16 protein-coding genes are annotated in these 19,282 nt (G+C 72.6%); 12 read left to right on the top strand and 4 right to left on the bottom strand.

Annotation, left to right across the window (positions count from 1 at the left end; genetic code table 11):
- Positions 1-50: 50 nt before the first annotated feature.
- Positions 51-1,616: a dipeptidyl-peptidase 3 family protein gene (locus WME85_RS39175; RefSeq protein ID WP_437828503.1), complete on the top strand. Its 1,566-nt coding sequence runs from the start codon at positions 51-53 to the stop codon at positions 1,614-1,616.
- A 19-nt stretch (positions 1,617-1,635) separates the two neighbouring features.
- Here the strand turns inward: WME85_RS39175 and WME85_RS39180 are convergent, their stop codons facing one another.
- Positions 1,636-3,321, bottom strand: a complete 1,686-nt coding sequence (locus WME85_RS39180; RefSeq protein ID WP_437828505.1) for an SBBP repeat-containing protein — start codon at positions 3,319-3,321, stop codon at positions 1,636-1,638.
- Positions 3,318-4,559: a hypothetical protein gene (locus WME85_RS39185; protein ID WP_437828506.1), complete on the bottom strand. Its 1,242-nt coding sequence runs from the start codon at positions 4,557-4,559 to the stop codon at positions 3,318-3,320. Before WME85_RS39185 ends, WME85_RS39180 begins: the two co-directional genes overlap by 4 nt.
- Positions 4,560-4,771: 212 nt before the next feature.
- On the opposite strand from WME85_RS39185, the gene WME85_RS39190 reads away from it, so the two are divergent.
- From WME85_RS39190 to WME85_RS39235, 10 genes are all read left to right on the top strand, one after another.
- The gene (locus WME85_RS39190) at positions 4,772-6,127 is read left to right on the top strand and encodes a serine/threonine-protein kinase (RefSeq protein ID WP_437828508.1); all 1,356 of its coding nucleotides are present in this window, start codon (positions 4,772-4,774) and stop codon (positions 6,125-6,127) included.
- A 125-nt stretch (positions 6,128-6,252) separates the two neighbouring features.
- On the top strand, positions 6,253-7,239 hold the full coding sequence (locus WME85_RS39195; protein ID WP_437304141.1) for an AAA family ATPase: 987 nt from the start codon (positions 6,253-6,255) through the stop codon (positions 7,237-7,239).
- Positions 7,236-8,144 (top strand): DUF58 domain-containing protein, encoded by a 909-nt coding sequence (locus WME85_RS39200; RefSeq protein WP_437828510.1) that lies wholly within the window; start codon positions 7,236-7,238, stop codon positions 8,142-8,144. The genes WME85_RS39195 and WME85_RS39200 overlap by 4 nt, the downstream gene beginning before the upstream one ends.
- On the top strand, positions 8,141-9,394 hold the full coding sequence (locus WME85_RS39205) for a hypothetical protein (protein WP_437828512.1): 1,254 nt from the start codon (positions 8,141-8,143) through the stop codon (positions 9,392-9,394). The genes WME85_RS39200 and WME85_RS39205 overlap by 4 nt, the downstream gene beginning before the upstream one ends.
- Complete coding sequence (locus WME85_RS39210) at positions 9,391-10,536, top strand: VWA domain-containing protein (protein ID WP_437828513.1); 1,146 nt, start codon at positions 9,391-9,393, stop codon at positions 10,534-10,536. The genes WME85_RS39205 and WME85_RS39210 overlap by 4 nt, the downstream gene beginning before the upstream one ends.
- Positions 10,533-11,687 (top strand): vWA domain-containing protein, encoded by a 1,155-nt coding sequence (locus WME85_RS39215; RefSeq protein WP_437828515.1) that lies wholly within the window; start codon positions 10,533-10,535, stop codon positions 11,685-11,687. Before WME85_RS39210 ends, WME85_RS39215 begins: the two co-directional genes overlap by 4 nt.
- Positions 11,674-12,732 (top strand): tetratricopeptide repeat protein, encoded by a 1,059-nt coding sequence (locus tag WME85_RS39220; RefSeq protein WP_437828518.1) that lies wholly within the window; start codon positions 11,674-11,676, stop codon positions 12,730-12,732. The genes WME85_RS39215 and WME85_RS39220 overlap by 14 nt, the downstream gene beginning before the upstream one ends.
- Entirely contained in the window at positions 12,729-14,840 is a 2,112-nt protein-coding gene (locus tag WME85_RS39225) for a BatD family protein (RefSeq protein ID WP_437828520.1), read from the top strand. Before WME85_RS39220 ends, WME85_RS39225 begins: the two co-directional genes overlap by 4 nt.
- Positions 14,837-15,673 carry a hypothetical protein gene (locus WME85_RS39230; RefSeq protein ID WP_437828523.1) on the top strand — a complete coding sequence of 279 codons (837 nt, stop codon included), beginning with the start codon at positions 14,837-14,839 and terminating at the stop codon, positions 15,671-15,673. Before WME85_RS39225 ends, WME85_RS39230 begins: the two co-directional genes overlap by 4 nt.
- Before the next feature lie 77 nt (positions 15,674-15,750).
- Positions 15,751-16,284 (top strand): hypothetical protein, encoded by a 534-nt coding sequence (locus tag WME85_RS39235; protein WP_020739589.1) that lies wholly within the window; start codon positions 15,751-15,753, stop codon positions 16,282-16,284.
- A 229-nt stretch (positions 16,285-16,513) separates the two neighbouring features.
- Here the strand turns inward: WME85_RS39235 and WME85_RS39240 are convergent, their stop codons facing one another.
- A complete protein-coding gene (locus tag WME85_RS39240) occupies positions 16,514-17,077 on the bottom strand; it encodes an ExbD/TolR family protein (RefSeq protein WP_436621413.1) in 564 nt (187 codons plus the stop codon).
- A 675-nt stretch (positions 17,078-17,752) separates the two neighbouring features.
- Here WME85_RS39240 and WME85_RS39245 point away from each other — a divergent pair.
- Complete coding sequence (locus WME85_RS39245; RefSeq protein ID WP_437828525.1) at positions 17,753-18,610, top strand: helix-turn-helix domain-containing protein; 858 nt, start codon at positions 17,753-17,755, stop codon at positions 18,608-18,610.
- Positions 18,611-18,774: 164 nt separating this feature from the next.
- Here the strand turns inward: WME85_RS39245 and WME85_RS39250 are convergent, their stop codons facing one another.
- Positions 18,775-19,224 (bottom strand): hypothetical protein, encoded by a 450-nt coding sequence (locus WME85_RS39250; RefSeq protein ID WP_437828528.1) that lies wholly within the window; start codon positions 19,222-19,224, stop codon positions 18,775-18,777.
- Positions 19,225-19,282: the final 58 nt, after the last annotated feature.

Consider the following 19,282-nt stretch of genomic DNA (forward strand, 5'->3'; position numbering starts at 1 on the left):
GCGACGTCGCGACATCACGACATCGCGACGTCGCCCGAGAGGAGGTCCCGTTGTTGTCCGAGAAGGTCAAGCAGTTCGCGCCGGCCAGGCTCACCGCGGACGTCAGCAAGCTGCCCGAGCGGGAGAGGCAGGTGCTCGGCAAGCTCATCGAGGCCTCGCGGCTGCTCGATCCCGTCTTCGATCGGCAGGCCCACGCCGCGAACCCGGAGCTCCGCGAGCGGCTCGCCTCGGACAGCACCCCGGAAGGGCGGGACAAGCTCGCCTATTTCGACATCATGCGCGGCCCGTGGGACAGGCAGGATCACCACCGCCCCTTCGCCATCGACAGGCCCCGTCCGCCGGGCGCCGGCTTCTACCCGGAAGATCTCTCGGCCGACGAGCTTCACGCCTGGACAACGCAGCACCCGGGCGACAAGGAGGCCTTCGAGAGCCTGTTCACGCTCATCCGCCGCGACGCAGGCAGGCTCGTGGCGGTGCCGTACAGCCAGGCGTACGCGGCGTGGCTCGGCCCCGCCGGCGCGCGCCTCGAGGAGGCGGCGGCGCTCACGGAGCACGAGAGCCTGCGGCGGTTCCTGAGATCGCGGGCCGAGGCGTTCCGCTCGGACGACTACCACGCATCGGACAAGGACTGGATGGACCTCGACAGCCCGGTCGAGGTGACCATCGGCCCCTACGAGACCTACGAGGACGAGCTCCTCGGCCTCAAGGCCTCCTTCGAGTCGTTCGTCACGGTGAGCGACCCGGAGGCCTCCCGGAGGCTCGCCAAGTACAAGGAGCTCCTCCCGGAGATGGAGCGCAACCTGCCCATCCCCGACGAGGTGAAGACGGAGCGCGGCGGAGAGAGCCCCATCCAGGTCGTGGACCTCGTCTACAGCGCCGGCGACGCCCGCAAATCGGTCCAGACGATCGCGTTCAACCTGCCGAACGACGAGCGCGTCCGCGCCGAGAAGGGCGCCAAGAAGGTCCTGCTCCGCAACGTCATCGAGACGAAGTTCGAGCTGATCATGCGCCCCATCGCCGAGCGCATCCTCGACCCGGCGCAGCTCGAGCACCTGTCCGCCGACGCGTTCTTCAACGAGACGCTCTTCCACGAGCTCTCGCACAGCCTGGGCCCGGCGTTCACGAGCGTCGGCGGCGCCCAGGTCGAGGTGCGCCTCGCGCTCGGCTCGACCTACTCCGCCCTCGAGGAGGCCAAGGCCGACGTGATGGGCGCCCACAACGTCCTCTTCATGATCCAGAGAGGACACTTCCCCGCCGACTTCAGGGAGAAGCTCCTTGTCTCCTACTTCGCGGGCCTGTTCAGGAGCACCCGCTTCGGCGTGGCCGAGGCGCACGGCAAGGGCGCCGCGCTCCAGATCAACCGCTTCCTCGATGAGCGTGCCGCCCGCTTCGACCCGGCGACCGGCCGCTTCACGGTCGACCCCGCGGGGCTCGAGGCCGCCATCGCCCGCCTCGTCCGCGATCTCTGCATGGTGCAGCACCGCGGCGACCGGCAGGCCGCAAGCGAGCTCCTCTCGAGGTACGGAGAGGTCTCGGCGCCGATGCAGCAGGCGCTCGGCGGCCTCGAGGGGATCCCGATCGACATCCGGCCGATCTACCCGCTCGCCGGCGAGTGAGCCGGCGGCGCCGCGGCGCTCACGGGCCGAACTGGACGAGGAACGCGTCGCTGGCGCCGCGGCTCGTGAGCGCGCCACCCCCGAGGTCGAGGACCCCGTTGAAGTGGCCGGTCACCCAGCTGTTGCCGAGGAGATCGACCGCGACGGAGGTGCCCCGCTGCTCGCCCGAGTCGCCGAACCCGCGCGACCAGATCGGGCTGCCGTCGAGGTCGAGCTTGGCCACGAGCGCGTCGGCGGCGCCCGCGGCCACGTGCACGTCGTCCCCTACCTCCACGCTCCCCAGGAAGGAGCCGGTCAGGAGGACGTTGCCGGCGAGGTCGACCGCGACGGAGGCGCCCTCCTGGTCGGCGTCGTCGCCGTAGTCCTCGCTCCACAGCGGGACGCCGTTCTCGTCCAGCTTCAGGAGGAGGATGTCCTTGTCTCCCGACGTCGTGAGCGGCGACTCGCCGAGGTTCACCCAGGAGCGGAACGAGCCGGTCACGAGGACATTGCGCGCGCCGTCGACGGCGACGCCGAGCGCCTCGGCGGCGTTGGTCGCGTTGGCCGACTTGCTCCAGAGGTGGTCGCCGGCGGGGTCGAGCTTCGCGATGAAGAGGTCGCTCTTGGCCTCGGTGACGAGGCCCTTGTCGCCCCCGAAGCTGATCCTCCCGCTGAACCAGCCGACGAGGACGATGTTGCCCGAGCCGTCGACGGCGACGCCGGTGCCGGCCTGGTCCTCCGCGTCGCCGAACTGCCTGGCCCACTGGACGTTGCCGGCGGCGTCGAGCTTGACGAGGAACACGTCGCGCTTGCCCTGGCTCGTCAGGGTGAAGCGCTCGCCCTCCTGGCGCTCACCGAAGTCGAGCGTGCCCCAGAACTCGCCGGTGACGAACGCGTTCCCCGCGCCGTCCACGGCCACCGCCGTCGCCTGCTGGCTGGCGGAGTCGCCGAAGCGCCGGCTGAACTGGTGCGCCCCCGCGGCGTCAAACCGCGCGACGACGACGTCGGGGCGGTGGCCCTGGCCCTCGCGCACGCCGCCGCCGAAATCGACGTCGCCCGAGGCGCTGCCCGCGAGCACCACGTCGCCCTCCGGCGAGAGCGCCACGCCCCGGGCGACGGTGTCGGCGAAGCGACGGCCGAACCGCGAGCGGCCGTCGCGGGAGAGCGCGCCGCGCGGGTACGCGACGAGGAACGCGTCCGCGTCGCCGAGCGTGCCCAGCTCGTCCGACGGGCCCGCGCCGAGGTCGGTGCTGCCGGAAGCCGACCCGACCACCACGACGGCCTCCTCGCTGACGGCGATGGCCGTGCCGTGCTGGACGCCAGCGCCGCCCAGCGCGGCGCTGAGCACGGGATCGCCGGTGCACGCCCGCCCGTCGCAGTTCTCGTCCTCGGGCGTGGCGCAGCTCTCGAACGCGGGCAGGACCTCGCCGACGCAGGAGCCGAACGCCGTCCCTTCGTCGTTGCACGTCGCCACGCCGGCCGCGCAGAGGCCGACGCCCTTGGTGCCCTGCGGCCCCGCATAGCAGGCCGCCTCGGCGAGCGGGACGCAGCCCTCCGGGGCGCCGCCGCCCGCGGCCCCGCCGCCGCCGCTCCCCCCCCCGCCGACCGGGTCCGGCGCGAGCTCGGGGAAGGGCGCGATGAAGGCGCACGCGCCCGCACCCGCGCCCGCGCAGGCCAGGGCGAGCGCCGCGACGACGCCGATGCCGAGGCGGCGCGCGCGGCTCACAGCGCCCCCCGAACGGCGACGCCCGCGCCATCGAGGCCGATCCACGGCGAGAGCGCCGTCGGGCCCGGCGCGCGCGCTGGCCGCGCCTGCCTCCCCGCGGTGTCGGCGGGCGCCGCGCGCGGCGAGGACGAAGGCAAGAAGAGGTACGTGGCGAGGCCGCCCGCGACGAGCGCGGCCCCGGTGAGCACCGTGCTCGTGATGGCGAGCGCTTGCCCTCGATCGCGCAGGGCCTGCCGCTCGTCCAGCGAGCCCGGGGCAGGGTTCTCGTTCTTCTTCAGGAAGGTGTGCCGCACGTCGTACGCGATCACGCCCGTGACCACGGCGCCGGCGGCGAGCGCGGCCGCCGCCCCCACGACGGCCACCGGCGAGATGCGCGGGCCCGGCGCGGGCGCGCGGAGCGGCGCCGCGCGCGTCGGCGCGAGCGGCCGCGCGAACGCGACCGGGCGCCTGGGGCCGAGCTCGGCCCGGAGCTCGACGACCGCGCCCGTCTCGGCCTGCACCGCGGCCTCGAACCGCGCCTCGTAGTTCTCCGCCCTCACCACGACCCGCCGCTCCCCGGGTGTCACGAGGATGGCCGCGCCGACGAGCGCCGGATTGATCGGCTCGCCGTCGATCTCGACGTGCACGCCGGCCGCGTCCTCGGGCAGGCGCAGGACGATCTGCGACGTCCTCACCCGGAGCTTCTCGATGCGTGACCGCGACTCCCTCGCGAGCGCGAGCTCGCGCCGCGCGGTCGCGCCGGACATGGCGAGCTCAAACGCGTTGAGCGCCTCGACCACGTGGCCGAGCGCCTCGTGACAGGCGCCGAGGTGATACAACAGCGACGGCGACACGACGATCTTGCGGATCCGCTCGTAGGTCTCCAGGGCCTCCGCCCATCGGCCTTGATCCTCCGCGGCGAGGCCGAGCGCGAACAGGCGCCGCGCGGACGCGAGCTCCGCGGCGCTCGGCTGCCGGGGCGCAGCGGCAGGCGGCGGCGCGCTCGCGGCGGCAGGCGGCGCGCTCGCGGCGGCAGGCGGCGCGCTCGCGGCGGCGGACAGCGGCGCGCTCGCAGCGGCAGGCGGCGGCGCGCTCGCGGCGGCGGACAGCGGCGCGCTCGCGACGGCAGGCGGCGCGCTCGCGACGACGGACAGCGGCGCGCGCCCCTCGGCCTGCGGGGAAGGATCTGCGGACGCAGCCGGACCGACGCCGACCACGGCGAAGAATACCACTCCGCCGATGGTGATCCGATGCTCCACCTGCGCCTCCTTCCTCAACGAAGCGATAGAGGCAATCTAACCGTACTCATGCCTCCCGATTCTCGACAACTGGAAAATTGTTTGAGATTGGTGGCCGATCCTGGAACGCTCTTCCATCGTCCGTGAGCATCGTCCGTGAGAGCTTCAGCGTGGTCGGATTCACGACGACACAGGAGTCGCAGGTACGAGCTGTGATAGCGCCCGTCGATCTTGTGCCAGGCCAACTTCTCGGCCGCTATGAGCTGCTGATCGCCATCGCACAGGGCGGAATGGGCACGGTGTGGGCGGCGCGGGAGCGCGGCGGGGCAGCGGGCGGCGACAGGATCGTGGCAGTGAAGACGATGCTGCCGGCGCTCTCCAGCGATCCGCGCTGCAAGCGCATGTTCCTCACCGAGTCTCGCATCGCGTCCCGGATCAAGCACCCGAATGTGTGCGCGATCCTGGATCAAGGTGAGCAGAACGGGGTGCTCTACTTCGTGATGGAGTGGATCGACGGCGACGCGCTGGTGGCGCTGCTCGGCGGCAGCACCCGCAAGCAGGGCAGGCCGCTCCCCCTGCCCGTGGCGGTGCGGATCGCGATCGAGTCGGCGCGCGGGCTGCACGCGGCGCACGAGCTCCGCGACGACAGCGGCGCGCTGGTCGGGCTCGTGCACCGCGACGTCTCGCCGCACAACATCCTGATCACGCGGGATGGCTCGGTGAAGATCGCCGATTTCGGCGTGGCCAAGGCGATGGCGCAGGTGGACAACCCGACGACCAACACCGGGCACATGAAGGGAAAGATCCTCTTCATGGCGCCCGAGCAGGTCTACAGCGAGCAGCTGGACCGGCGGTCGGACATCTTCGCGCTCGGCATCGTGCTCTATCAGCTGACGACGGGCACGCACCCCTTCGCCGCCAGCCACGACCTCGCGACCATGGCCCGCATCGCGCGGCCCGAGCCGGTCGATCCGCCGAGCTCGCTCGTCCCCGACTACCCGCCCGCGCTCGAGGCCGCGGTGGTGCGGGCGCTCGCCAAGGATCCGGCCGAGCGGTTCGCGACGATGGCGGACCTCGCCGAGGCGCTGGAGGCGGTGGACGCCGCGCTGGGCGGGCGCCGCGAGGAGGTCACGGGGTACATCCGCGACGCGCTCGCCTCGCGCTCGGCGCGGCGAGCGGCGGTGATCAAGGACGCGCTGCGCGCCGCGGACGGCAGGTCGCAGGGGCGGCCGCTCTCCCGCCTGGACCCGCGCCGCCGCGCCCGGACGATCGCCACCGCCGCGGCCCTCGTGGCCTCGGGCGCGCTGCTCGGGGCGGCGACGCTCCTCTGGGTCGGCCTCGGCGAGGGCCCCGCCCCCCCGGGCGAGGCCGTGCCCGCCGCGCCGCCCCCGCCGCCGGAGCCGCGGACGAGGGTCGCCGCCGCCGAGCAGGTCGCGCCGGAGCCGCCGCGCGCGGCCGCGCCGGCGCCCTCCGCCTCGCCGGCGACGCCGCCGTCCTCCGCCCCCGCCGCGAGCGCGACAGCGGTCCCGCCCCGTCCGCGATCTCCCGCCGAGACCGGGCGCGCCAAGTTCCGCGAGCCCGGCTTCTAGCGCCGCGCGCCGCTTGAGGGCGGCCAGGTCGCCGCGGGCGACCTGGCCGCCCTCTCGCCCGAGGAATATTCACGCGGCGCCGGTTGTCCTCGGGCGGCCGGGCTTGCTATGAGCTCCCACCCGTTATGCACGACGTACGCGCCCTGAACGAGCTGGTCGCCAAAGAGAGCGCCTTCATCGACACCCTGCTCAACGAGGTTGGCAAGGTCATCGTCGGCCAGACGTACATGATCGAGCGCATCCTCATCGGGCTGCTCACCGGGGGGCACGTGCTGCTCGAGGGCGTCCCCGGCCTCGCCAAGACGCTCACCGTGCGCACGCTCTGCGACGCCATCGAGGCGAAGTTCTCCCGGATCCAGTTCACGCCGGATCTCCTGCCCGCGGACCTCATCGGCACGGTCATCTACAACCACCAGAAGGGCGATTTCACCTCCAAGCTCGGCCCGATCTTCGCGAACCTCGTGCTCGCCGACGAGATCAACCGCGCCCCGGCGAAGGTGCAGAGCGCGCTGCTGGAGGCGATGCAGGAGCGGCAGGTCACGATCGGCGACACGACCTACCCGCTGCCGAGCCCGTTCGTGGTCATGGCGACGCAGAACCCGATCGAGCAGGAGGGGACCTACCGCCTGCCGGAGGCGCAGGTCGACCGGTTCATGCTCATGGTGAAGGTCGGGTACCCGGCGCGGGCCGAGGAGCGGCAGATCATCGACCGCACGACCGCGGTGATCGAGGGCAAGGCCGCGAAGGTGACGACGCCCGACGAGCTCGTCTCCGCGCGCAAGGTCGTGCGCGACGTGTACATGGATGATCGCGTGAAGGACTACATCGTGGATGTGGTCTTCGCGACCCGCGAGCCCGGGCAGAAGGGCATGAAAGAGCTGAGCAGCCTCATCGAGTACGGCGCGAGCCCGCGCGCCTCGATCGCGCTGGCGCTCGCGGCGCGCGCGCACGCGTTCCTGCGCCACCGGGGCTACGTCACGCCGGAGGACGTGAAGGCGATCGGCCCCGACGTGCTCCGGCACCGGGTCGTCCTGACCTACGAGGCCGAGGCCGAGGAGGTGACGTCCGAGCAGATCGTCCGGCGCGTGTTCGAGGTGGTCGAGGTGCCGTGATCAAGGCCTCCGGCTCGAAGAACCCGCTGCCGCCGGAGCTCCTGAAGCAGCTCCGGCGCATCGAGATCCGGACGCAACGGCTCGCCAACGAGCAGCTCTCCGGGACGTACTCGTCCGTCTTCAAGGGGCAGGGCCTCTCGTTCCGCGAGGTCCGCGCCTACCTGCCCGGCGACGACGTCCGCTGGATCGACTGGAACGTCTCGGCCCGCATGAGCGAGCCGTTCGTGAAGGTGTTCGTCGAGGAGCGGGAGATGACCGTCATGCTGGTCGTCGACGCCTCCCAGAGCGAGCAGTTCGGCACGCGGCGGGCGTCGAAGGCGCGCGTCGCCGCCGAGATCGCGGCGCTCTGCTCCTTCAGCGCGATCAAGAACAACGACCGCGTGGGCCTCGTGCTCGCGACCGAGGCCATCGAGAAGCTCGTGCCGCCGAAGAAGGGGGACAAGCACGTGATGCGCGTCATCCGGGAGATCCTCGGGCACGAGCCGAAGTACACGGGGACGAACCTGAAGCTCGCGCTCGAGACGCTGGTCAAGGTGGCGAAGCGGAAGAGCGTGGCGTTCGTGATCAGCGATTTCTTCGCCGCCGGCTTCGAGCGCTCGCTCGCGCTCGCGGCCGCCAAGCACGACGTGATCCCGGTGATGCTGGTCGATCCGCGCGACGAGGAGCTGCCCGACGTGGGGCTCGCGACGTTCGAGGACCTGGAGACCGGCGAGGAGGTCGTGGTGGACACCGGGGACCGGGCGGTCCGCGACCACTACCGCACCGCCATGCGCAAGCTGCGGGGCGACCGGGACAAGCTCTTCAAGAAGCTCGCGCTCGACGCCGTGGTCGTGAAGACGGGCGAGAGCTTCGTGACCCCGCTGCGCGACCTGTTCGCCAAGCGGGCGCGGAGGCTCAGGCGATGACGACGCGCGGCTCCTCGGCTGGCCGCGCGCGCCCGCTCGCGTGGGCCGCGCTCGCGGCGGCGCTCGCGTGCGCCCTGCCGGCGCGCTCGCAGCCGGACGCCGGCGGGCCCGCCGCCAGAGACGACGACGCCCCGCCGCCGCCTCCGCTGCCCGCGCCCGCGCCCGCGCCGGCGCCAGCGCCGGGCCCGGCGGAGCGCGGGTCGGGGAGCGTGTGGGCCTCGTGCGCGGAGCACGTGCCGCCCGGCGCGACGCGACCGCAGATCCAGGAGACGTTCCCGAGGAACGGGTTCAGCGGGTACGCGGCCCACCTCGAGGTCACTGTCGCGCACGGCAAGGGCGAGGCGGTGCTGCCGGAGGGCTTCAAGGTCCAGGGCGACAGCGACGCCGCGCGCGCCCTGGAGAAGGCGGGGTTCATCCTGCCCGAGGCCGACGCGGGCGCCGGGCCGACGAGCACGACGACGGCGACCGACACCGGCGCGACCACGAGGCTGATCATCCCGTTCGTGCCGCTCCCGAAGGAGCCGGGCAGGGCCGTGCTGCAGCTGCCGCCGGTGCCGATCGCCGTCTCCCGCGCGAGCGGGGAGCTCGTCACGGTCTGCACCCGGCCGCACGAGATCGTGGTCGAGGACCCGATCGCCAACGAGCGGGATCCCAAGGTGAAGCCGAACCCGCCGCCGCGGCCGCAGCGCGAGGAGTGGGTGCTCGCGAAGCAGCTCACGGTCGGCATCCTCATCGGCGCGGCGCTCGGGGTGCTCGTGGCCTGGCTCGTCCGGCGCTGGCTGCGCCGGCCCCGCGTCGTGGCCGCCCCGCCGCCCAAGCTGCCGTGGGTGGCCGCGCTCGAGGAGCTCGAGGCGCTCCGGCGCTCCGGCCTGCTCGGCGAGGGGCGGACCGACGAGTACTTCGACCGCGTGAGCGACTGCGTGCGCAAGTACCTCGGCGCGCGGTACGGCTTCGACGGCCTCGAGACGACGAGCGACGAGATGCGCGCGCTGCTCGCGCGGGTGCGCCCGCCGGTGCCGGTGCTCCCGCAGATCGCCCGGTTCCTGGCCGACTGCGACCTCGTGAAGTTCGCGCGCCTCCAGCCGACCGAGACAGACTGCCTCGAGGCGATCGAGCGCGGCGAGGTCATCGTGCACCGCACGACGCCGCCGGCCGTGCGCCCGGGCGAGGGCGCCGGGCCCGGCGGCCCGCCCTCCGCCAGGCAGGCGCCGCCCGCACGCCCGTCACGGGCGCCCGAGGAGGCGCCGTGAGCCGGGCGAAGCGCGCCGCGCTTGCGGTCGCGGCGACGCTGGTCGTCGCGGCGATCGCCTGCGTCTACCCCTACGTCGCGCGCCGCGAGGCCTGGTCCGGCGCGAGCTGGCAGAACCCGTGGTTCTTGCTCGCGCTGCTGGCGGTGCCGGTCGTCTGGTACTGGGGCATCTTCGCGGAGGACGCGCGCCGGCCCCGGCTCCGGCTCGGCACGGTCGCGCCGCTCGCGCGCGGGCCGCGCGGGCTGCGCAGCTACCTGCGCGACGCGCCCGGCGTGCTGCGCGCCGTGGCGCTCGCGCTGCTCATCCTGGCGATGGGGCGGCCGGTCAGCGTGCTCCGCGAGCAGCGCTCGGACGACAAGGGCATCGACATCGTCGTGGCGCTCGACCTGTCGGGCTCGATGCGCGCGATCCTCGACGCGCGGCCGAGCGACCTCCCCGGCCAGCCGAAGCTCCCGCGCAGCAAGCGGCTGACCCGGCTCGACACGGCGAAGCTCGTCCTCCAGGACTTCATCAGCCGACGGAAGACCGATCGGCTCGGCGTCGTCGTCTTCGGCAAGGCGGCGTACGTGCTGTCGCCGCCGACGCTCGACTACCACCTGCTGACGCAGATGGTCTCGCAGATGACGCTCAACGTGATCGACGGCAGCGCGACGGCCATCGGCGACGCGCTGGGCACCGCGGTCGCCCGGCTGCGCAGGAGCGACGCGCAGTCGAAGGTCGTCATCCTCCTGACCGACGGCGACTCGAACGCCGGCGCCATCTCGCCCGAGTACGCGACGCACCTCGCGACCTCGCTCGGCGTGAAGGTCTACACGATCCAGATCGGCACCGACGACGAGGTCGAGGTCGAGGACGGCATCGATCTCTTCGGGCAGCCGCGCTACGTGCGCCACCGCTTCCCGGTGAACCCCGCGCTGCTCCAGGAGATCGCGCAGAAGACCGGCGGCGCGTCGTACGTGGCGACCGACGCGAAGGCGCTCGCGGCCAGCATGCACGACGTGCTCGACCGGCTGGAGAAGACCCGCTTCGAGGCGTCGATCTCGGCGTACGAGGATCTCTTCCCGTTCCTGCTCCTGCCCGGGGTGTTCCTGATCGGGCTCGACGCGCTCCTGCGCGCCTGGCTGCTCCGGAGGTTCCCGTGAACTTTGCGGCCCCCTGGTTCCTGCTCGGGACGGCGTTCGCCGCGCTGATCGGCCTCTTGCTCATCCTCGGCGGCTTCGGCGTGGCGCGCGCGATCAGGCGCTTCGGCGACGAGGACCGCGTGAAGGCGCTGACGACCGCCGACCCGGCGAAGCGCCGCGCCTGGAAGGGCGTGCTCCTCGTGCTCGCGACGGCGCTCGCGTTCGTGGCCGCGGCGCGCCCGCAGTACGGCAAGGGCACGCGGCTCGTGCCGGCGACCAACGTCGACGTGGTGGTCGTGCTCGACTACTCGAAGAGCATGTACGCGCGCGACGTCGAGCCCTCCCGCATCTTCCGGGCGAAGGTCGAGGTCGCACGCCTCATCAAGGATCTCGAGGGCGCGCGCTTCGGCGCGGTCGCGTTCGCCGGCGAGCCGATGGGCTTCCCGCTCACCGCCGACGGCGCCGCGATCGCGCAGTTCTTCCGCCAGCTCGACCCGAACGACATGCCGATCGGCGGCACCGCGATCGCGCGCGCGCTCGACCAGGCGAACGAGCTGCTGCGGCGCGACCCGAAGTCGGCCGAGCACAAGCGGATCATCCTGCTGGTCACCGACGGCGAGGACCTCGAGGGCTACCCCCTGAGCGTCGCCCAGGCGATCGGCGCCCAGGGCACGACGATCCACGTCGTGCAGATCGGCGGGCGCACGCCGGAGCCGATCCCGGAGATCGGCCCGGACGGCCGCATCGTGGGGTGGCGGACCGACCGCCAGGGCAAGCCGCTCACGACCGAGCTGTCGCTGTCGGGCGAGCAGCAGCTCGCGTCGATCGCGCAGGCGACGCCGGGGGGGCAGATCATCCGCGCGGAGAAGGGGACCACGGGCATCGAGACGATCGCCGCGGAGCTCAGGCGGCAGATGAAGAGCGAGTTCTCGGAGCGGGTCGAGACGGTCTACGCGGACGTCTACTTCTATCCCCTCGGCCTCGCGATCCTGCTCCTCATCGCCGAGGTGTTCCTCAAGGACGCGCCGCGCCGGCGCTTCGTGGCGACGAGCCCCGAGGCCAGGCCGAAGCGCGCCTCGCTGCTGAAGGGGCGCGCGGGCGGCGCGGGCCTCGAGGCGGGGGCAGGGCCGGCCGCGGGAGGCGACGCGGGAGGGCAGCATGCCGCGTCGTGATCGCAAGCGGGCGGATCTCGCCGGGTTCTTGGCGCGTCACGGGCGCGTCCTCGCGATCGGGCTCGCCGCGGCGTGCCTCACCGGGGCCGCGTTCTCGGCGGCTTCCGGGTGCAGCGGGTGGGATCCGACGTCCCCGTTCGAGCGGAACGCGCCGGCGGTCGACCAGGCGATCCGCGATCTCGACGCGGGCAACCTCGAGTCCGCCGAGCAGGCGCTCGAGAGCTACCTCGGGACGGGCGCGTGCAGCGACGCTGGCATCGGGCTGCCCGACTCCGTGCGCCAGAAGCCGAACGGCTCGTTCGACCTCGGGCTGACGCTGTTCCACCTGGCCGAGCGCTACGGCCACCGGTTCGGCGACGAGGGGCTCGCGGACGGCGGGCCAGAGCAGGAGCAGAGCGACGCGCTGCGCGGGATCGAGATCGACTGCGCGCTGACCCTGGTGAAGGCGATCGCCGCCGATCCGAGCGTACCGGCCGACCTGCGCGCGCGCGCCCGCTACCTCTCGGGCAACCTCGAGTTCCTGCGGCGAAACTACGAGGAAGCCGTGAAGTACTACGACCAGGCCCTGGCCATCATCCCCGGCCTGCTCGAGGAGGCGGGCGGCGACGGCATCGGCAGGGACGCGGCCTGGAACCGGGCGATCGCGCTGCGGCGCATCGAGGAGCAGAAGGACGCCGCGCCGCCGGACGCGGAGCCGGACGCCGAGCCGGACGCCGAGCCGGACGCGGGCGACGACGGCGGCGAGCAAGACGCGGGCGACGACGGCGGCGAGCAGGACGCAGGCGACGACGGCGGCGAGCAAGACGCGGGCGACGACGGCGGCGAGCAGGACCAGAGCCCGGACGCCGGCCCGCAGGACCAGCCGCCCGACGCCGGCCAACCCGATCAGCCCGAGCAGCCGCGCGAGGAGCCGCAGGAGCAGCCGCAGTCCGGGCGGCAGGACGATCGCGTGCTCGACCAGCTCGAGGAGGCGCCGACGTACCAGGAGCAGGAAGCGAAGAGCAGGGCCGGCACGCGGCGCGGCCGCGCGATGGAGGACAAGTGACGCGCCCGCCGCGCTCCCCTGCCCCGCTCGCCGCGCTCGCGCTCGCCGCGCGCCTCCCCGCCGCGCGCCTCCCGGCCGCGCTCGCGCTCGCCGCGCGCCTCCCGGCCGCGCTCGCGCTCGCCGCGCGCCTCCCGGCCGCGCTCGCGCTCGCCGCGCGCCTCCCCGCCGTGCGCTTCCCTGCCCGGCTCGCCGCCCCGCGCCGCCCCGCGCCGCTCGCGACGGCGCTGCTGCTCGCGTTGCTCGCGCTGCTCGCCCCGCTCCGCGCGCGCGCCCAGCAGCCGGAGCTCTCGTCGGGCGCGAGCTCCACCGAGGTCGAGGTCGGCGAGCCGTTCTCGGTCGAGGTGAAGGCGCTCGTGGAGCGCGGCGCCGGCATGCCGTCCGATCCCGCGCTGCGCGTCCCGCCCGACCTCGACATCGTCTCCGGCCCGAGCATCGGGACGCAGATGAAGACGCAGATGGGGGGCGGCATCGTCACGACGCAGCTGGGGATCAGCGCGACGTGGCAGGTCGTCGCGAACAAGCCCGGCCGCTACACGATCCCGGGGCCGACGATCACGTGGAACGGCAGGCGCCTGCCGGCGGCGCCGATCCTGATCAAGGTCGTGCCCGCGAGCGGTCGACCGCGCCGGCCGAACAACCCGTTCCTGCTGCCCGGCGGCCCGCTGCACGGCTTCCCGTGGCCGTTCAGCGGCCCGGGCGGCCTGCTCGACGAGGAGGAGGCCGAGGACGAGCCCGAGGACCAGGCGCCCGAGCTGGCGATGCCGAGCGAGCCTGATCCGGTGGTGTTCCTGCGCGCCATCCCCGACAAGACGGCCGCGGTGGTCGGCGAGCAGGTCTCCGTCTCGTTCTACCTGTACTTCCGCGAGAACGCGGAGATGAGCGAGCCCCGCGCCGCGCCCACCGCGGACTTCCTTCGCTACCAGCTCCTCGAGGACGCCCGCCAGGAGCGGCCCGTGTACACGCGGGTCGGCGGGCACCGCTACGCCGCGCGCCTCGTCGACAAGCTGGCGCTGTTCCCGCTGAAGGCGGGCGAGCTGCACACGGGCAGCATGCAGGCGCGCATCACCGGACGGCGCATCGGCGCCCGCGTGCTGCGCGAGTCGAACGACATCGTCGTCCGCGTCACGGAGCCGCCGCTCGCCGGCCGCCCGTCCGGCTACGCCCTCGGCGACGTCGGTCAGTTCACGCTGAAGGCGACCGTGCAGCCGCGCGAGATCGACCAGGGCGGCTCGGTGGCCGTGAACGTGCAGGTCACGGGCACCGGCAACTTCCCGCAGTCGCTCCGGGTGCCGGAGCGGACCGGCCTCGAGTGGCTCGACCCGGAGAAGCGCGAGTCGCTCGAGCCGCGCGCCGGCGCGATCGGCGGCTTCCGGTCGTTCGGCTACGTCGTGCGCATCCAGGAGAGCGGCGCGGTGAACCTCGGGAAGATCGAGTTCCCCTACTGGGACCCGGCGCAAAAGCGCTACGTGGTCGAGACAGCGGACCTCGGCGTCGTCCAGGCGCGCGCTGTCGCTCCCCCGGCGCCCTCCGGGCCAGCGCCCGGGGCGCCGGACGCCGAGCGCGCCGCCGGCCGCGCCGAGCCATTCGCCGGGATGCCGGGGCTCCGCACGTCGCTCGGCCAGTACACCCCGCCCGCGACGCTGCCCCTCGACGGGGCGCCGTTCTGGCTCCTCCTGGCCGCGCCGCCGCTCGTCGTGACGCTGTTCGGCGCGGGCGACCGGCTCGTGCGCCGGGCGCGCGAGCGCCGCGCGGCAGGCGCGACCTCGCCCGCCCGCCTCGCAGCGCTCGCGCTGCGCGAAGCAGAGGAGGCCGCGGCGCAGGGGGATCTCAAGGCGACGGCCGCGGCGATCGAGCGCGCCCTGCACCGGGCCATCGAGTCCGCGACGGGCCTCCGCTCCCGCGGCGTCCTGCTCGCGGCGCTCCCGGGCGAGCTCGGCCAGCGCGGCGTCCCCGAGGCGCTGTCGACGCGCGCCTGCGAGGCCCTCGCCGCGTGCGAGGCGATCCGGTTCGAGCCGGCCGAGCAGGAGGGCGGCGGCGGCGCCGCCGCGGCGCTGGTCGAGGAGAGCCGCGCCGTCATGACCGAGCTTGCCCGATGGAAGCCGACGTGAACGGACGCCGCAGGCGCCTCTTCGCCGCCGCGCTCCTCCTCGCCGCGTGCCTCGCGCCGGCGCTCCCGTCGAGCGAGGCGCGCGCGCAGCCGGCTGAGCCCCCGGAGGCGCTGTTCCAGCAGGGTACGGCGGCGCTCGGCCGCGGCGAGTACGGCGCGGCGGTCGACACGTTCGAGCTGCTCGCCGATCGCGGCTTCGTGCACCCGGACGCGAGCTACAACCGCGGCATCGCCTATGTCCTCCGCGTGCGCGAGGGCGCGGATCGCCCCGGCGACCTGGGCCGGGCGGCGGCCGCGTTCGAGGAGGCGCTGCGGCTCCGTCCAGGCGACACGGACGCGGATCGCGCGCTCGATCTCGTGCGCGCGGAGATCACGCGCCGGCGCTCTCGCCGCGCCGCCGATGCGGTCGACGCGCGCCCCACGCTCGACCGGGTCATCGTCGGCCTCGCCTCGGAGCGCACCTGGGCGGCGGCAGCGCTCCTCGCCTCGCTGCTCCTCTCGCTCGGCGTGGTGCTGCGGCGCCGCCCGGCCGGCCCTGCGCACGTCGCGGGCAGCGTCCTCGCGCCGACCGCGCTCGTCGCGCTGCTGGCGCTGGTGCCGCTCACCTATGCGGCGCGGCACCTCCGCCTGACGACGCGCGCCGGCGTCGTGGTGGTCCCCGAGGTCCGGCTGCTCGACGAGGGCGGGAGCGCGCTGCCCCGCGCGGAGCAGAGCCCGATCCCCGAGGGAGCGTCGGTCGAGGTCGGCAGGAGATCGGGCGGGCTCGCGGAGGTTCGCTGGGGCGCGACCGAGGGGTGGGTCCCGGCGTCGAGCATCCGGTTGCTCGCTCCATGAACCGCGCCATCGTGTGCTAGGTTGTCCGCGTGTGGGTACGCCGCGCAGCCATTCGCCCCGTCCCCTCGTACGCTCAGGTGCCTGCGCGCGTCCTGTCCGAGATCGAGGATCAGCTCGCCGAAGATGACGACGACTCGCGCAAGCAGCTCGACGACGCGTTCACGCGCTTCGAGCAGACGCAGCCTGCGCTCGCGGACCGGATCTCCTCGGTGCTCTCGGGACCGCTCGACGAGACGGCGCTCGCCCTCGGCTATTTCCTGACGCTCGCGATCTGGCTCGCGTTCGACGAGCTGTTCGGCCAGGACCTCGAGGAGGTCACCGAGACGGCGCTCACGGGGGTCGAGGAGTCGCTGAACCTGGACGAGCAGATCCGCCTCCACGATCCTGCCGAGGCGGTCGACTCGGACGACGTCATCGCGATGGAGCAGCCCGACGTGCTCGCCTTCGTGCAGGAGCACCTCGACGCGGCCCTCGAGGCGAACGCGCACGAGGTCGACGTCGACGACGTCCACGCGATCTACCGCGTGGTGCTGATCGAGGTGCTGGCGCTGAGCTACGCCGTCCGCCCGCCCTCGAACTGGGTGGCGCTGACGACGGAGTTCACGGCGTAGAACGGCTCGGCCAGGCTCGGCCCCGGATCCGAGCGGGCCGGCCCCCTGAGAGGGTGTTCGCGGCGCCGGGTGGGGGTGGGGGCCCCGCCGAACTCGCCTGAGACATGAGTCATCCGGCAAGCGGATGACGCATGTCTCAGGCTCAGACATCGGCCCATCCCCCACCCCCACCCGGCGCCGCGAACACCCTCTCAGGGGGCCTACGGTGGGAGCGGGGGAAGATGCGGTGTTAGCGCGCTGAGAAGGTCGCCAGGAACGCGGGCATCTCGACGCTGCGGCCATCGTCGAGGACGACGGCGCGGCGGGGAGCGTTGATGGCGTCGAGCACGGCGACGAGCTCGCGGAAAGGCGTCTTGTCGTCGCTGTGGAGCACGGCCTGGTCGGCGCGGCGGTCGCTCGGGGCACGGTGCTCGCCGCTCCGCTCCCACTCTCGCTGGATGGCCTCGCCAAGCTCCCGGTAACGGATCGCGGTGGCTCCCGCCGCGCCGATCTCGACAGGATGCTTGGGGACGGTCACCTCGCTCAGCACGGTCGCGCCCTGCTTCCAAACAAGGTTGAAGCTGTCCTCTCCGACATGGACGTGCATCGTCCGGAGAGGCTCCTTCTGGCACTCCTCACCACACCCGGCGGCGGCAGGGACCTCTGCGCTGGTCTTGAGCCGCGAGTTCGTGACCCACACGGCCGTGATCAGGAGAAAGGCGATGGTCACCATCAGCAGATCGATGAACGGGATCATGTTGATCTCGCTGTTCCGCGCCCGCCTCTCGCCTCCCCCAACGTCGACGCCTGCCATGGCTGCCTCCTGATGCGTTCGTGATGCCGCGATGTGTGTTCTTCAGGTTGCGGCGCTCTCCGGCTCGCAACACCGCGACGTGAAGGACAGACGACGGCGCGCGCAGGATGTTCCTGAAACGCCAGATCACGCCCACCCACCGGCGACATGCCGCGCCCCGGCGGATGAACGACGAACGGACGCGGGGGGTACGCGGTCGCGCGCTCCGCCTGTCCACTATTTCGGAGGCCCATGGCCGGAAGCCTCCGCCAGAACTACGCAACGCGTCATTTCACAGTTCGCTGACACATTTCACTTCCACTGTATCCGCGCGAACTCGGCGCGGGGTATCGCCTGAGCTGCGGGCGTGAAGGTCGACACGATGCGCCGTGGATGAGCCCGCACGATGCGGCTCGCCATTTGACGCGACGTGACGTACCCGGCGCGTCATGATCGCGCTGTCCCTTGACAGACAATCCGTTATAACGGATGATGTGCTCACGGGTTGGAGGTAAAGCGGATGCGCCCCCAGAGTGCTCAAGTGATCGACCTACAGGAGTACCGGCAGCGTCGGGTGGTTCGGAACGAACGCCCCCTCGAGGACGACAAGGGGAGGTCGTCGGGCAGTTCAGCGACCATGCCGGTCGCCCTCTGGTGGTACCCCGTCTGGACCTGGATGCCAGTCTGGCAGCTGCGATGAAATCAGTCCGCCAGAACACGCGACGCAACTTCCCGGCGTCGATCCCCGGCGAGGATTTCGATCCCTCGTTGACGGTGCCCAGCCTGGCGAACGGCGCCGTCGCGTCGATCCATTCGGCGGGGACCTCTCCGTCGCTGGCCGGGCCGCCCTCGCAGCGCAGGCCGGAGAGCGCCGCGGGCCCCGCGAGCTCGCTCTCCAGCCGAGCCAAGGGGGAAGCCCTGCCGCAACGGGAAGCGGACGACGGCTCGGACGAAGCCTGGACCTACGAGATGGCCCCGCAGGACGCCTCCTCGGCGCTCACGGGCATCGTCGGCGCCAACCTGCGCCGCCTCCGGACCAAGCGCGGGCTCTCCCTCGAGCGGCTCGCGAAGGCGTCGAGCGTGAGCCGGGCGATGCTCAGCCAGATCGAGCTCGGCCAGAGCACGCCGACGATCAACGTGGTCTGGAAGATCGCCCGGGCGCTGAGCGTGCCGTTCTCGGCGCTGATCAGCGACCAGTCGATCGGCGGCACCTCGATCATCCCGGCCGCGCGCGCGAAGGTGCTGACGTCGCACGACGGCTCGTTCTCCTCGCGCGCGCTGTTCCCGTTCGACGTGCCGAGGACCGTCGAGTTCTACGAGCTCAAGCTCGCCCCCCTCGCCACGGAGCACGCGGACCCGCACCCGCCGGGCACGGTCGAGAACCTCGTGGTGACCTCCGGGACGCTGGAGATGATCGTCGGCGCCGAGCGCCACCTGCTCGCGACCGGCGACGCCATCCTGTTCGAGGCCGACGTGCCCCACCAGTACAGGAACCCCACCAAGCAGGACGTCATCATGTACCTCGTGATGACGTACGTCGAGAAGACCAGCTAACCAGCGTTCGACGCGCCGGAGCGCGAAGACGAAGAGAGCGCCAGGAGAGCTTCCTCTCCTCTTGGCGCTCTCTTCGTCTTCGCGCTCTCCCTGGTTGTCCTGGCGGGCCGTCTTCGAGCCGATCGGTGCTCCGCCGGCTCAGGCGCTGCGCCAGGAGCGCGCGATCACTTGTTCATGCTGGCGACGTGCGCGCCGGAGCCCATGTTGCTCGTGCTGCCCGAGCCGGAGCCCATGCCCATGCCCATGCCGGTGTTCATGCACATCATCATCGGCATGTTGCCGCACATGAGCATCATCGGCATGCCCATGCTCATCATCTTCATCATGGCGTCACAGCGCTCGCGCAGCATGTCCATGCCCATGCCTTCCATGGGCATCATCTTACAGACCATCCCCTCCTTGTCCATCTCACAGGTCATCCGCGCCATCATCGGCATCTGACCCATCATCCCCATCATCTGGGGCATCATCCCCATCATGCCGGGCATCATCCCGATCATCTGGGGCATCATCCCCATCATGCCAGGCATCTGACCCATCATGCCGGGCATCATCCCCATCATGGGCATCATCCCCATCGAGCTCATCATCGGCATGTTCATCATCGGCATCATGGCGTTTCCCTCCGCAATCTCGTGGTTACGTCTGCGGCCCAGGCTAGGCGCGCGAGCA

The organism is Sorangium sp. So ce1153 (genome assembly GCF_051521595.1).
Classification (GTDB): domain Bacteria; phylum Myxococcota_A; class Polyangia; order Polyangiales; family Polyangiaceae; genus Sorangium.

What these genes read in the sequence shown, in the direction of transcription:
- WME85_RS39240 (WP_436621413.1), bottom strand. Translation starts at nt 17,077, where the DNA reads ATGGCAGGCGTCGACGTTGGGGGAGGCGAGAGGCGGGCGCGGAACAGC.
- WME85_RS39250 (WP_437828528.1), bottom strand. Translation starts at nt 19,224, where the DNA reads ATGATGCCGATGATGAACATGCCGATGATGAGCTCGATGGGGATGATG.
- WME85_RS39205 (WP_437828512.1), top strand. Translation starts at nt 8,141, where the DNA reads ATGACGACGCGCGGCTCCTCGGCTGGCCGCGCGCGCCCGCTCGCGTGG.
- WME85_RS39195 (WP_437304141.1), top strand. Translation starts at nt 6,253, where the DNA reads ATGCACGACGTACGCGCCCTGAACGAGCTGGTCGCCAAAGAGAGCGCC.
- WME85_RS39245 (WP_437828525.1), top strand. Translation starts at nt 17,753, where the DNA reads ATGAAATCAGTCCGCCAGAACACGCGACGCAACTTCCCGGCGTCGATC.
- WME85_RS39220 (WP_437828518.1), top strand. Translation starts at nt 11,674, where the DNA reads ATGCCGCGTCGTGATCGCAAGCGGGCGGATCTCGCCGGGTTCTTGGCG.